At 42.1% G+C, this 13204-nt stretch carries 9 protein-coding genes; 5 read left to right on the top strand and 4 right to left on the bottom strand.

Annotated elements, in window-relative coordinates; genetic code table 11:
* Nucleotides 1–1061 precede the first annotated feature (1061 nt).
* From H6A34_RS01075 to H6A34_RS01060, 4 genes are all read left to right on the top strand, one after another.
* Entirely contained in the window at nucleotides 1062–2018 is a 957-nt protein-coding gene (locus H6A34_RS01075) for a LuxR C-terminal-related transcriptional regulator (protein WP_205102922.1), read from the top strand.
* Nucleotides 2019–2303: 285 nt separating this feature from the next.
* Nucleotides 2304–4397 (top strand): anaerobic ribonucleoside-triphosphate reductase, encoded by a 2094-nt coding sequence (gene nrdD, locus H6A34_RS01070; RefSeq protein ID WP_205102966.1) that lies wholly within the window; start codon nucleotides 2304–2306, stop codon nucleotides 4395–4397.
* A 29-nt stretch (nucleotides 4398–4426) separates the two neighbouring features.
* Complete coding sequence (gene nrdG, locus H6A34_RS01065; protein WP_205102921.1) at nucleotides 4427–4897, top strand: anaerobic ribonucleoside-triphosphate reductase activating protein; 471 nt, start codon at nucleotides 4427–4429, stop codon at nucleotides 4895–4897.
* An 85-nt stretch (nucleotides 4898–4982) separates the two neighbouring features.
* Nucleotides 4983–5840, top strand: coding sequence for an enoyl-ACP reductase FabI (locus H6A34_RS01060; protein WP_021948905.1), 858 nt, complete (start codon nucleotides 4983–4985; stop codon nucleotides 5838–5840).
* Nucleotides 5841–5919: 79 nt separating this feature from the next.
* On the opposite strand, the gene H6A34_RS01055 is transcribed toward H6A34_RS01060, so the two are convergent.
* From H6A34_RS01055 to H6A34_RS01045, 3 genes are read right to left on the bottom strand one after another with little or no spacing between them, the layout of a single operon-like run.
* Complete coding sequence (locus H6A34_RS01055; protein ID WP_205102919.1) at nucleotides 5920–6381, bottom strand: DUF4293 domain-containing protein; 462 nt, start codon at nucleotides 6379–6381, stop codon at nucleotides 5920–5922.
* Nucleotides 6381–6716: a DNA-directed RNA polymerase subunit omega gene (locus H6A34_RS01050; protein ID WP_021948903.1), complete on the bottom strand. Its 336-nt coding sequence runs from the start codon at nucleotides 6714–6716 to the stop codon at nucleotides 6381–6383. Before H6A34_RS01050 ends, H6A34_RS01055 begins: the two co-directional genes overlap by 1 nt.
* Nucleotides 6717–6743: 27 nt before the next feature.
* Nucleotides 6744–7571, bottom strand: a complete 828-nt coding sequence (locus H6A34_RS01045) for an outer membrane protein assembly factor BamD (protein ID WP_205102916.1) — start codon at nucleotides 7569–7571, stop codon at nucleotides 6744–6746.
* Between the two features lie 174 nt (nucleotides 7572–7745).
* On the opposite strand from H6A34_RS01045, the gene uvrB reads away from it, so the two are divergent.
* Nucleotides 7746–9785 carry an excinuclease ABC subunit UvrB gene (gene uvrB / locus H6A34_RS01040; protein WP_205102914.1) on the top strand — a complete coding sequence of 680 codons (2040 nt, stop codon included), beginning with the start codon at nucleotides 7746–7748 and terminating at the stop codon, nucleotides 9783–9785.
* 527 nt (nucleotides 9786–10312) lie between these two features.
* Here the strand turns inward: uvrB and H6A34_RS01035 are convergent.
* The gene (locus H6A34_RS01035; RefSeq protein WP_205102912.1) at nucleotides 10313–13198 is read right to left on the bottom strand and encodes a pectate lyase family protein; all 2886 of its coding nucleotides are present in this window, start codon (nucleotides 13196–13198) and stop codon (nucleotides 10313–10315) included.
* Nucleotides 13199–13204 lie beyond the last annotated feature (6 nt).

The raw sequence follows: 13204 nt of genomic DNA, 5'->3' as shown, positions 1-13204 counted from the left end.
AATACTTCATAGGCTTCTTATTTTTTATGTTGTTTATTATTGTAACGGCGCTGTATAGTTTTTATTACATGTTGGGAGGATTTTAGTTGTTTTTTACATAAAAGATTTTGATTAGCCGTGTTGTGAATGAAAGTGGATGTGTTTAATCTTTTGTATGTTAAGAAAATGTATTGATTTTTTACAGAACTCTTTTTGTGGAAAAACCGCATTGCTCTTTGTTAACGCCTAAAAAATGCATCTCAATCCATTTCGCATAAAATGGAAACAGTTTCTTGCTTTTCCGTTGTGGCGGTAATTATGACCGTATGCTGATGTGAAATGATGTTAATAAGACAGCGGCGTTTTTTACCGTTAACGCCTTAGAAAACCGTGTCGCGGTTATAATCCGACATTTTGTTTTTATATGGCGGAAAATTCATTGTTTTTGTATGTGTTTGACAATCAATGATTTACTGTTTATTGTGAATCAATGTACTGTTTGCATTGCTGCAATTGACGGCCTTTTGTTGTGCTAAAGACCGTTCATCGTATTGCTAAAGGCCGTCTTTTAAGTTCTGAAATGTAGCTTTTTATATGGATGTTTCCGCTTTATTGTAAATTTATGGTTTACATTTTGCCTTCTCTCGGGCAAAAACTGAGATGATTAAATCATCTTTTTTCGTGTTTAATTCTCTATTTCGCAAATTTAATTTGTAAAGGAAATGGAAAAGCGTAAAAGCTAAATCGTGTTAATATTTCTGTTCTCTATAACCTTTATGGCTTGTTTCCCAGCTTATGTGGCCTATTTAGGCGTTTTCCTTTATGTGGCGTAACGCTGGATTGTATGTTCCCCGCAACGTGTACGGTGTGCCGATGCTGATGTTTAGTTATGGATGGTTTTACCGGCTGTAAATGGAGGGTAAGTTTTCTAACCAGTTTTAGGTATCAATGATTTTCGCCGTTATGTAAAAAATACCTATATGTTGCGATTGCTTGTTTCGTAAAATTTTTGTTATTTTGCAACATCCAATATAACGAACAAGAACTTTTCGGAGGGTCGGTCTTTGCCGGCTTTATGTAAGATGAAAAATAACAAGATGTATGAGGCCGACGACAAGATGATTTCGCTTATCGCCGACAATTATAACATATTACAGAGCCTTGGAAGGTTTGGTATAAATCTTGGGTTCGGTGATAAAACCGTGCGCGAGGTTTGCGAAGACCAGGGAGTCGACACTTATACTTTTCTTGCCGTAGTGAATTTTTCAATCAATGGCTATAGGGATTTTGATGACGGTGGACGTTTCTCTATACCAACGCTCCTTCATTATTTGAAGGCCTCGCATGAGTATTACCTCAATTTCCAGCTGCCTTCCATACGCAAGGAACTTGAAGATGCACTCGATGAGAATGACAATCTTGCGCGTCTTATCATGAAATTGTATGATGAATATGCGCACGAGATAAGGAAACACATGCAGTATGAGGAAAAGACAGTGTTCCCATATGTTGACGGTCTGCTGGAAGGTAGGGTAAGCGACGATTACGATATCGAGACATTCTCTAAACATCATGGGCAGATAGACGTAAAGCTGAAGGAATTGAAGAATATTATAATAAAGTATTTGCCGAGCGACATCAAACACAACAACCAGCTTACGGCAACGCTTTATGACATTTATAATAATGAGGAATGGCTCGGGAATCATTCCCAGGTGGAGGAAAACATATTCATCCCGGCGATTAGGAAGCTTGAGCATAAGTACAAGCAGAATGATGTAAGTGCCAAAATCTCGAAAATGATTAGCCGTAACCATGACAGCAGCGAGTCTTTGAGCGATAGGGAAAAAGATGTTATTGTAAGCTTGGTGCAGGGAATGACTAATAAGGAGATTGCAGACCATCTTTGCATATCTATAAACACGGTTATTACCCATCGCCGTAACATCGCGCGCAAGTTGCAAATACATAGCCCGGCGGGACTGACCATATACGCCATTGTAAATAACCTGGTTGATATATCAGCCGTAAAATTGTAAATTTCGTAAATCTTTTATTCCGTCTTGATGCCGGAAAAGAAATGCTTTATGTGTTTAAGTCATTGTTTAAAACCAATGATTTTGTGAAGCTTTCTTTTCCGGCATTTTATCTTTTTGTGATTATTTTCCCATGATGTATATAAAGTTTTGTTGTTTTTTCTTATATTTGCAGTCGAAAAAGTTGACTAAAACGGTAAACTTTTATATCAATAATGATTTAAAAGTTTACCGAAATGGATAACTTTATAATAAATACTATATTAAAAATTGTCTATTTTGAGTAAGATGAACACAACTGATTTTATGATTGTCAAGCGGGACGGAAGCCTGGAGCGCTTCAGCTTAGATAAGATTATGAATGCAATAATCAAAGCCTTTCATTCCGTAAATGAACCTATAGATCTCAATGGAGTTTCACGCATAATATCGCATTTGAACCTTGTTGACGGCGTGACCGTAGAAGATATACAGAACAATGTTGAAGAAGCCTTGATGAAAGAGGGCTTTTATAAAGTCGTAAAAAGTTTTATGCTTTATCGTCAACGCCATGCGGAAGATCGCGAGACGCTTGAAAAAGTGAAGTTCCTGACTGACTATTGTGCCGCAAGCAATGCTGCAACAGGCTCGAAGTATGACGCTAATGCCAATGTTGAACATAAAAACATAGCAACACTGATCGGTGAACTGCCTAAATCTAATTTTATACGTTTGAATCGCCGTTTGCTTACTGACCGCATTAAGAAAATGTATGGAAAGGAGCTTGCCGATAGATATATCTACATGCTTGACCGCCACTTTATATATAAGAATGATGAAACAAGCCTGGCAAACTATTGTGCTTCGATAACGATGTATCCGTGGCTGATAGGTGGCACGCTGTCGATAGGTGGCAATTCTACGGCGCCAACCAACCTGAAATCGTTTTGTGGGGGCTTTGTCAATATGGTGTTCATGGTGTCAAGTATGCTAAGCGGTGCTTGCGCAACACCGGAATTCTTGATGTATCTCAACTATTTCATCGGAAAGGAATATGGTTCTGATTATTGGCGTAATGCCGACAAAGTTGTTGACATGTCAATAAAACAGCGCACAATAGACAAGATTGTGACTGACTGTTTTGAACAGATAGTGTATTCAATCAACCAGCCCTCAGGAGCGCGTAATTACCAGGCGGTGTTCTGGAATATTGCTTATTATGACAGGCCTTATTTTGAAAGCTTGTTTGGCGAGTTCCGTTTCCCTGATGGCAGCAAGCCGGATTGGGATAGCCTTAGTTGGTTGCAAAAACGTTTTATGAAGTGGTTTAATAAAGAACGTACAAAGACTGTTTTGACATTTCCTGTCGAGACAATGGCTCTTTTAACGAAAAATGGAGACGTAATAGATACGGAATGGGGCGATTTTACAGCAGAGATGTATTCGGAGGGTCACTCGTTTTTTACTTATATGAGTGACAATGCCGATTCATTGAGTTCATGCTGCCGTTTGCGTAACGAAATTCAGGATAATGGTTTCAGTTATACATTGGGAGCTGGTGGTGTATCGACCGGATCAAAGAGCGTACTTACGATAAATATTAACAGATGTGTCCAATACGCAGAAAAGCAAGGTATTGACTATAAGGAGTTTCTTTCGGACGTTACGGACCTTGTGCATAAGGTGCAACTTGCATATAATGAAAATCTAAAAGAACTTCAACGTGCGGGAATGTTGCCGTTGTTCGATGCCGGTTATATCAATATCGCCCGCCAGTATCTTACAATAGGTGTTAACGGACTGGTTGAGGCTGCGGAATTTCTTGGCTTGAAAATCAACGATAATCCTGATTATCTTGCTTTTGTCCGTTCGGTGTTAGGTATTATAGAACAGTATAATAAGCAATATCGGTCAAAGGAGGTTTTGTTTAATTGTGAGATGATACCGGCCGAAAATGTAGGCGTAAAGCATGCAAAGTGGGATCGTGAGGATGGTTACTTTGTTCCGCGCGATTGCTATAATAGTTATTTTTATGTAGTAGAGGATAATTCTCTTAATGTTATAGACAAGTTCAAGTTACATGGCGCTCCATACATTGAACATCTTACTGGTGGCTCGGCGTTGCATATGAATCTGGAAGAACATCTCTCAAAGCCTCAATATCGACAGCTTTTGAAGGTTGCGGCAACGGAAGGATGCAATTACTTTACATTTAATATACCAAATACGATCTGTAATGATTGTGGACATATAGACAAACGGTATCTTAAAGAATGCCCTCATTGCCACAGTCACAACATTGATTATATGACTCGTGTTATAGGTTACCTTAAGCGTGTAAGTAATTTTTCGGCAGCCCGCCAAGAGGAATCCATGAGAAGGTATTATGCCAAAGTGGATTGATTTTATAAGTAAATAAGAAAACGGATAATATGTTGAAATACGTTGATTCGGACATTGTCTTTCAGGAAATACCTGATGAAGTGACATTGGCGGTGAATATTTCTAATTGTCCATTCCGGTGTTCCGGTTGTCACAGCATGCATTTGTGGAAAGATATTGGTGAACCTCTGACCGTAGACGTAATAGACGGCTTTATAAATAAATATGGTGGAGCGATAACATGCGTATGCTTTATGGGTGGTGATGCTGAGCCTGATGGCGTCGCAGCTCTTTCACGTTATGTTCATGAACGCTATCCAGGAATTAAGGTTGGCTGGTATAGCGGTAGAAGTGCTGTAACCAATAAGGATGAATATGGTTCTTTCGACTATATAAAACTTGGCCCGTATATAGAGTCTCTTGGAGGATTGGACAACCGTTCAACCAACCAGAGATTATATCGGCGTGGTACAGACGGGCGGCTTATTGATATGACAAGCAGATTCTGGAAACTGCCGTAAGGCCTTTTTTCGGTGAAAGATTTGTCAGTATCGCTGAAAAGTTATAATTTTGCACACAGATATTACAAATCAAAAATTATAAGAAATGACTCACAATCTATTGAAAGGTAAGCGCGGTATCATCTTTGGCGCGCTCAATGAGGACTCCATCGCATGGAAGGTTGCTGTGAAGGCAGTTGAGGAAGGAGCTTCGATAACTCTCAGTAACACGGCAATGGCTTTGCGTATGGGTACTCTCAATGAGTTGAGCGAGCAGCTTAACGCTCCGGTGATAGCTGCGGATGCAACCAGCGTTGAAGACCTTGAAAAGGTGTTTGCAGAATCGGTGCGTCTGCTTGGCGGTAAAATCGATTTCGTGCTCCACTCTATCGGCATGAGCCCAAACGTGCGTAAACATCGTACATACGACGACTTGGATTATAATTATCTCCAGAAGACTTTGGACATATCCGCAATATCATTCCACAAGATGTTGCAGGTTGCGAAGAAACAGGACGCAATTGCTGAATACGGTTCGGTTGTAGCCTTGACTTATGTAGCCGCTCAGCGTACATTCTTCGGCTATAACGACATGGCTGATGCTAAGAGCATGCTTGAAAGTATTGCGCGTAGTTTTGGTTATATTTATGGCCGAGAGAAAAATGTCCGTATTAACTGTATCTCACAGTCGCCTACTCCTACTACGGCAGGAAAGGGTATCAAGGATATGGATAACTTAATGGATTTTGCCAATAAGATGTCTCCTCTTGGTAATGCTACGGCTGATGATTGTGCAGATTATTGCGTGATGATGTTCTCTGACTTTACACGTAAAGTCACGATGCAGACGCTTTATCATGATGGAGGATTCTCTTCTATGGGTATGAGCCTTCGTGCGATGAATCAATATGCAAAGGATCTCGCCCCGTATGAGGATGAGAATGGAAAGATTATCTACGGATAAGATAATTAAATACATAATAAGCCCCTGTAATGAATTCATAAATAATATCATTACAGGGGCTTATTGTATGTTGTTCTTGTTATCTAATGCGGTCGGCCGAACGTACAAGTGCTTCGTCTGCCAATATGGCCTTCCTTGCCATAAAATGCAATATAATGGATATGGCCGGTATGGCTGATGTCAATGAAGCCTTGAATTGGCTGGCTGCATCGCCTTGGTAGAACGCAATTACTGCAAAAACTACGTACCATCCGAATAGCAGCAGCATATTGAACATACAGAATCGGCTTTGGGTTATTCTGTTTCTGTAAGAGAATATGGCCATCAGGGATATTGTACATGTTATCAATAATATGGCGAAAAGAGGCCATATCATATAGCTATGACTTCCGTCGGCGTTTGTTATCCACAAGTTGTACACTATGGATGTTTCGCCGAGTGGCCCGTTGTCTGTCATAATGCTGCCTAATGGAAGGCATATGCAGATTATTGTCAGCACAACAGCAATCAAAAGGAATAATGTTTGTTTGCGTTGTATCATTACATATCCCTTTGGTTGTCTTTTTGTGTGTCGCGCCAGTAAACGTTGCCTTCGACGAACTCTTGCGTTGCCAAGAGAGTTGGTTTAGGCAGTTTCTCGTAATATCTTGATATCTCTATTTGTTCGCGGTTCTCGAAAACTTCCTCCAGACTGTCATTGTATGAAGCGAATTCTGCCAGCTTTTTGCTCAGGTCTTGTTTTATTTCAACTGAAATCTGGTTTGCGCGCTTTGAAATAATGGCTACGCTTTCATAAATGTTTCCGGTTTCCTTGCACAGATCCATGATATTGCGGGTCACTGTGTTTGTAGGAGCTTTTGATTTCTTGTAATCCATGTTCTGCTTGTTACTATTACTTGTTTTTTAATTTTCTCCAGTATATTTCTTGCATGAAGCAATGTATTTTTCTGCCAGCTTTTTGTTTTTTGATTCAGGGTATTCGTTCAGGAATCCGTAACATTCGTCTTCCGCGTCCCTATATCGGTCTATCTTCTTTTCTTCAACGCTTTGCTCCGCCAGTTCGAACTTGCTTTTCATTATAAGCAGGGCGAAGTCTTCGCGCAGTGAGCTGTATGGATAGTCGTTTATTGCGTTTTGCGCTGTTATTATGCATGCTTCGTAATTACTTCCTCCACTTGTGCAGTTTCCGAAGTATGTTCCTAAGTTGTAGTATAGTTGAGCCGAGTAAAGCTCTTTCCTTACAAGTTTGTCCTGTAGCTCGAAGAGCCTGTTTTGGGCTTTGTCTTTAAGTTTCGCTTCAGGGTAGATGTCGAGATACTCCTGGAACGCTGCGATGGCGTTCACCGTTTGTGTCTGGTCGAGTCGTGGTTCCGGTGTGCTCATGTAAAGGCTTTCGCCGATGTAGAATGAAGCCATCTCGGCGTAAATGCCCTTGGGATATGACTGGCGGTATTTCTTGAAAGTCATTGCCGCGCCTTCGTAATCCATATCGCAATATTGGGCCATTGCGAGCATATACAGGCTTTCTTCCGCGTTGTCGGTACCTTTTTGGATTGTCACCAACTCTTGTAACAAAGTTATTGCCTGGGCGTATTTGCCATTAGCGAAGCGCTCTTTGGCGAATTCATATTTATAGGCGTAATCTTGCGATTTGTATACTTGGTTGAATTCATGCGCGCATCCTGAAAATATTATGACGGCAAATATTGTGATAAGAACGTTCTTCTTCATAAAATTCCGCATTTGGTTGCAAAATTACACATTATTCTTATAAACCGCAAAGGTTTTGCCTGCATTTTTCATAAAAAAAGGATTTTGTTATACTTCTTTGTTTATTAAAGCTTCAATGAGTGGAAATAATGGATAATTATGATTAACTTTGCACGGAATTTCTTTCGGATAGCGATGAGTGACTTCAAAATTGTATCAGGATATAAACCGACCGGTGACCAACCTGAGGCTATTAAAGAACTTACTGCCGGTGTACTTGAAGGCGAAAAGGCACAGGTGCTTTTAGGCGTTACGGGCTCGGGCAAGACATTTACGGTTGCAAATGTCATAGCTAACGTAAACAAACCGACACTTATATTGAGTCATAACAAGACTCTTGCTGCCCAATTATACAGCGAGATGAAGTCGTTTTTCCCTGACAATGCCGTAGAGTATTATGTTTCTTATTACGATTATTACCAGCCGGAGGCGTATCTTCCGCAGTCGGATACATACATAGAGAAAGACCTCGCCATAAACGAAGAGATCGACAGGTTGCGCCTTTCGGCCGTATCCTCGTTGTTGTCAGGGCGTAAAGACGTTGTAGTAGTATCGTCTGTGTCATGCATTTACGGTATGGGAGGGCCAGTGGAGATGGCCAAGAGTGTCATTTCCATAAAGCGCGGGCAGAAGCTCGACCGCAACGCTTTTTTGCGCAGTCTTGTAAATGCTCTTTATGTGCGTAACGACATAGAGCTTAAACGTGGAAATTTCAGGGTGAAGGGAGACACTGTTGATGTTTTCATGGCTTACAGTGATAATATATTGCGTGTATCTTTCTGGGATGACGAGATTGACGCGATAGAAGAAATAGATTCAGTTAATTTCCACAGGCTTGCTTCGTTTGGTGATTATCAGATATATCCCGCCAATCTTTTCGTAACGTCGAAAGAACAAACCGAAATAGCCATACGCCAGATTCAGGACGACCTTGTCAAGCAAATAGACTTTTTTACCGAGCAGGGTGATGTCATTAAAGCCCAGAGAATCAAGGAGCGTGTTGAGTATGACATGGAAATGATAAAGGAGCTTGGCCATTGTTCAGGAATAGAGAACTATTCAAGGTATTTCGACGGCCGTGAACCGGGACAGAAACCCTACTGCCTCCTTGACTTTTTCCCGAAGGACTATCTGATGGTAATAGACGAGAGCCATGTCAGTGTTCCGCAAATCAGCGCGATGTATGGTGGCGACCGTGCCCGTAAGACCAATCTGGTGGAATATGGTTTCCGCCTCCCCGCAGCTTTTGACAACCGTCCGTTAACTTTCGACGAGTTCCATTCCATGATACATCAGGTAATATATGTTTCCGCTACTCCTGCAGATTATGAGCTTGAAGAGTCGGGTGGAGTAGTGGTAGAACAGGTTATCAGGCCAACCGGACTGCTTGATCCCGAGATTGAGGTCCGTCCGAGTGAAAACCAGATAGACGACCTGATGGAGGAAATACTGAAGCGCAACGAGCGTGGGGAGCGTACTCTCGTTACGACCTTGACTAAGCGCATGGCCGAGGAATTAACAGAATATCTGCTCAACCATGGCGTCAAGGCGAACTATATACATAGCGACGTGGCCACGCTCGACCGTGTGAAGATAATGAATGACCTGCGCGAGGGCGTATTTGATGTGCTTGTAGGAGTCAACCTCCTGCGTGAAGGTCTTGACCTGCCGGAAGTATCTCTCGTAGCCATTCTTGACGCCGACAAGGAAGGTTTCCTGCGTTCGCACCGTTCGCTCACCCAGACGGCCGGCCGCGCCGCACGCAACGTGAACGGCAAGGTAATAATGTATGCCGACCGCATAACGGCAAGTATGCAGATGACAATCGACGAAACATTGCGCCGTCGCGAGAAACAGTTGCGCTATAACGAACTGCATCATATAACACCTAAACAGATAACAAAGGCTATAAGCCATAACGCGCTGAACGTCAAGCCTGTTGAGGATGGAGAAAAGAATGCTCCGACAATATACAAGCCTTATGTTGAGGAGGAGCATGTTGCTTTTGCCGCAGACCCGATAGTTAAGCAGATGAGCCGTGAACAGCTTGAAAAGAGCATTGCCAATACACAGCGTATGATGAAGAAAGCGGCCAAGGAGCTCGACTTCATACAGGCGGCGCAATTCCGTGACGAACTATTGAAATTGCAGGAAATGCTTGCCGCAAAGAAATAACCTCGTCGGCAATACGACATCCAGATTCATTACAGTCGTAAACCTAATCAGGTGCAAAACAAAAGGCGGCATTTCAACATTCGATATGCCGCCTTTTGTTTTGTAAAACGCCGTATATTGTAAGCTAAAATGCGGTTGCTTGTCTTGTAAACGAGTGCCTTTTGCGGGTATAAAGTTGTCGCTAATTAATTGAATCGTCTGTCATCTGTCAACGTATACTGTAATATATTGTACATCAGGCAGTTACGGACTTACATCTGTACAGGATGTCTTTCAGCCACCATCAGCCACAATGCCATTCTGTATTGGTAGGTATGCAATAGCGGTGGTTGACGGCTGAAAGATACGGTAAACCTTCAGCTGCATAAAATCTTGATTATCAGACGCTTGCTTGTTTGCGCTGACAGCTGACAGAGATTTCGTAAAAAATAATTGTATTGATTGCTACAAAATATTAAGTGGCGACGCTATCGCCAGCGTCGCCACTTTCTACAATGAAATAAAATCAGTATGTTATGGTTTGGTCTTTATTCAACAGGAACAAGCTTGATATAGTATAAAAAAGTTTCTCCGGACTTACCCTTTTTGATTGTGTAAGATTGACTGGCTTGAACATTCATTGATATTATGACACCGCCGTCTGTTGCCGTGTCAGATACAATATCATCACCATTTATGTCTAAGCTCTCAGATGCATCCGATGTACAAATATAAAGATACATTGTCATGTCTTCAGATGGAGTGAATGAAACAGAACCTTTGCTGTTCATCTTAAGTCCTTCTGAATAGGTTGTACCGTCAATTACCATATCGCCTTTCTTTGCAGCCTTGTCGCCTGCAACTGTGAAAAATCCTGATGGCGCATTGGTATTTGGCTGACCTTCTGTAAAACTACAAGTGATGGTTCCTTCTGTAATAACTGGAACATCGGGATTATCTTCACCGCCAGTTTCACCACCATCTCCAGTTTCACCACCATCTCCTGTTTCGCCGCCTTGTTCTCCACTCTCGCTATTTTCTCCGTCGAATATGCCTACGAGTTTGGTCTTATAGTTTGTTACTGCTTCTTTGAGAGCAGTGTTTACATCATAACTTTCGTCATCAACAGAGTTGTTGAACGACCATTGGAAGTCACCATGTTGCAGACGGCCTGCGCCGTATTTTCCTGTTACTACCGAAACCACCTCGCTTGCGGCATCGGGAGTGTAGTCGTACATTATGCTTGCGTCTGTGTCGAAATTGTTGTAGCTTGTGCCACCTTTTTTCGTTTTAACGCTGTTGGGTACAGTTTCGCCTCGTGAGGTTGCTTCATAAGCATCAAATTCTACATTATCTTCCTGATATGTTACGTAACTGAAATTTTTTGACTGTTCGGCAAACATATTACCGTATGATTTTATTATACCTCCGTCTTCGCTACTAAATGTACCCTCTCCGTGAACAATGTCTGTGCCTTGCATGGAAATCATCATCGGACGATTGGTGTTGCGGTAATAGTTGTTCTCAACAAATACACTTGAGGCCATTGTTGCGCCAACGCCGTATTTAGCACAACCGTCATAATAATTGTTGTAGATATGTGCGGAATATGACCTTATCCTTGGATGACGGCTGTCGGAATGGTCAAACCAGTTGTGGTGATATGTAATGTACATCTTGTCATTTTCACCGCTAAGACCAAGCAGGCACGCTTTACCGCTATCCCAGAAGTGGTTATAGGAAAATGTTACATAATTGGATTTTTTGCAGTCAAGTGCACCGTCACCTTTTACTTGGTCTTTATCGCTTCCAGCGTTACCATAGAACAAGTCGCAATGGTGAACCCAAATATAATTATTGTTTTGTTGCAGGCCTATATTGTCGCCTTCGCCGCTGTCACAATTCATGAACGCAAGGTTGCGTATCTCGACTGAAGTGGCGCTTTTAAGGCGTATGCCCCAACCATCGGCTACTGCATCATTACCAATACCTTCAATTGTAAGACCTTCGTATGATGCAGATTTGCTTTCGCTCGCCATATCAATCAAAAGGTCGCCTTTTTCAAGATAGTCTGGATCAGTTATTTGTCCAATGATTCGAATGTCGACAGGCTTTGTTAAGTCTCCATCCTTTATTCCAACGCGTACACCATCAAGAATACCTTGCAGTCCTACGTAACTGCTGCCGATAGCATCAGACGTTACGGTGTTTTTGTTTTCTTCGGTAACGTATACTACAATTGCGCCGCTCTTGAGAGTTCCGTCATTGTTGTATGCGCCTGGAGCTTTCCCGTTAGCGAAAGCAAAGCCGATACGGTCGTGGCCTACAACCTCGATATTGTCAACATAGCTTGCCTTGCTTTCGTCCTCGGTGTCGTTGATTACGGGAACAACCTTTATTGAGTACGTACCTGCGCTAAGTCCGAGAATGTCAGCGCGTCCGTATGTTCCATAGTTACGTACGAGCTGATAGTCTATTTTCTTGTATTCAGAACCTAATGAACCTCCGCTTACATAAACGTTGTACGAGGTAGCGCCGTCAAGCAAATCCCATTCAATATAAGCAGCTTCGTTCCAGCCGTCGTATGCCTTTATCTTTATTTCACCTTCAGTTACTTCTCCTGACGGGTCGTCGTTTTCTGCCAGCGCGAAGTCGATATTGCTTACAGTCTTGGTATATACATCTTGCCATGAGCCTGATATGGGCGTAACGGTTACGGTGTTGGCTGTCTTGTCGAAAGTTATCTTTACTTCGTCGGTGTTGTAATATTTGATGTCGCTGCCAACGGTAAGGCGTACTTGGTTTTTGGTGATGTTTTGGCTTACATCGTTGTAGTCGCTTTCGGGCGGTGTAACCTCACCACCTTCGCCTGTAACGGTAATGCTGTATATATACATGCCTCCTTCGAGTGTTGTGAGCGTTACATCACCATCAGATGTTACTGTACCGGTACATGTCAGCTCTTCTGCGGATGTTTCACCAAATCCTGTAGTTCCACTAAGATTAGTTGCGCTTAGTCCGCGAGGGCTGTTTGTTTTTCCAGTCATACAGTAGACCTCAACAAATTGTCCGACCTTAAGATTGGGTATAATGAGTATGACGCCTGTACCATTTAGTTCAAGACGTTTACTTCCATAGTTACAGCGTATTTTAGCCTTTCCTTCTTCAGGAGCACTTGGTTCTGCCGCGGTGAATTTTAGGCTTTTTGTGTATTCAAGTTCTGTTCCGTTCGCTATAAGTGGCTCATTGTCAAGACCTTTAATGTAACAGTATCGGTCAGAACCTAAAACCCAGTTGGCGTCAGCTGCGCAGGCATCCTTATCGGCCTGGCTCATTGTAGAGAAGTTCCAACTCTGTTGGGCGTTTGCGTTTGATGCGAACAGAGTCATAAGGCCTGCGAGCATTATATATAATAAGGTATTGATTGTTTTCATGATTCA

Source organism: Marseilla massiliensis (genome assembly GCF_016899855.1).
Taxonomy (GTDB): domain Bacteria; phylum Bacteroidota; class Bacteroidia; order Bacteroidales; family Bacteroidaceae; genus Prevotella.
Note: the sequence above shows the minus strand (reverse complement) of the source record. Positions and strands in the feature narration are given on the sequence as shown.

Coding starts and splice junctions, on each gene's coding strand:
- uvrB (WP_205102914.1), top strand. CDS start 7,746: ATGAGTGACTTCAAAATTGTATCAGGATATAAACCGACCGGTGACCAA.
- H6A34_RS01045 (WP_205102916.1), bottom strand. CDS start 7,571: ATGAAGAAGAACGTTCTTATCACAATATTTGCCGTCATAATATTTTCA.
- H6A34_RS01035 (WP_205102912.1), bottom strand. CDS start 13,198: ATGAAAACAATCAATACCTTATTATATATAATGCTCGCAGGCCTTATG.
- H6A34_RS01050 (WP_021948903.1), bottom strand. CDS start 6,716: ATGGATTACAAGAAATCAAAAGCTCCTACAAACACAGTGACCCGCAAT.
- nrdD (WP_205102966.1), top strand. CDS start 2,304: ATGAACACAACTGATTTTATGATTGTCAAGCGGGACGGAAGCCTGGAG.
- H6A34_RS01055 (WP_205102919.1), bottom strand. CDS start 6,381: ATGATACAACGCAAACAAACATTATTCCTTTTGATTGCTGTTGTGCTG.
- H6A34_RS01060 (WP_021948905.1), top strand. CDS start 4,983: ATGACTCACAATCTATTGAAAGGTAAGCGCGGTATCATCTTTGGCGCG.
- H6A34_RS01075 (WP_205102922.1), top strand. CDS start 1,062: ATGAAAAATAACAAGATGTATGAGGCCGACGACAAGATGATTTCGCTT.
- nrdG (WP_205102921.1), top strand. CDS start 4,427: ATGTTGAAATACGTTGATTCGGACATTGTCTTTCAGGAAATACCTGAT.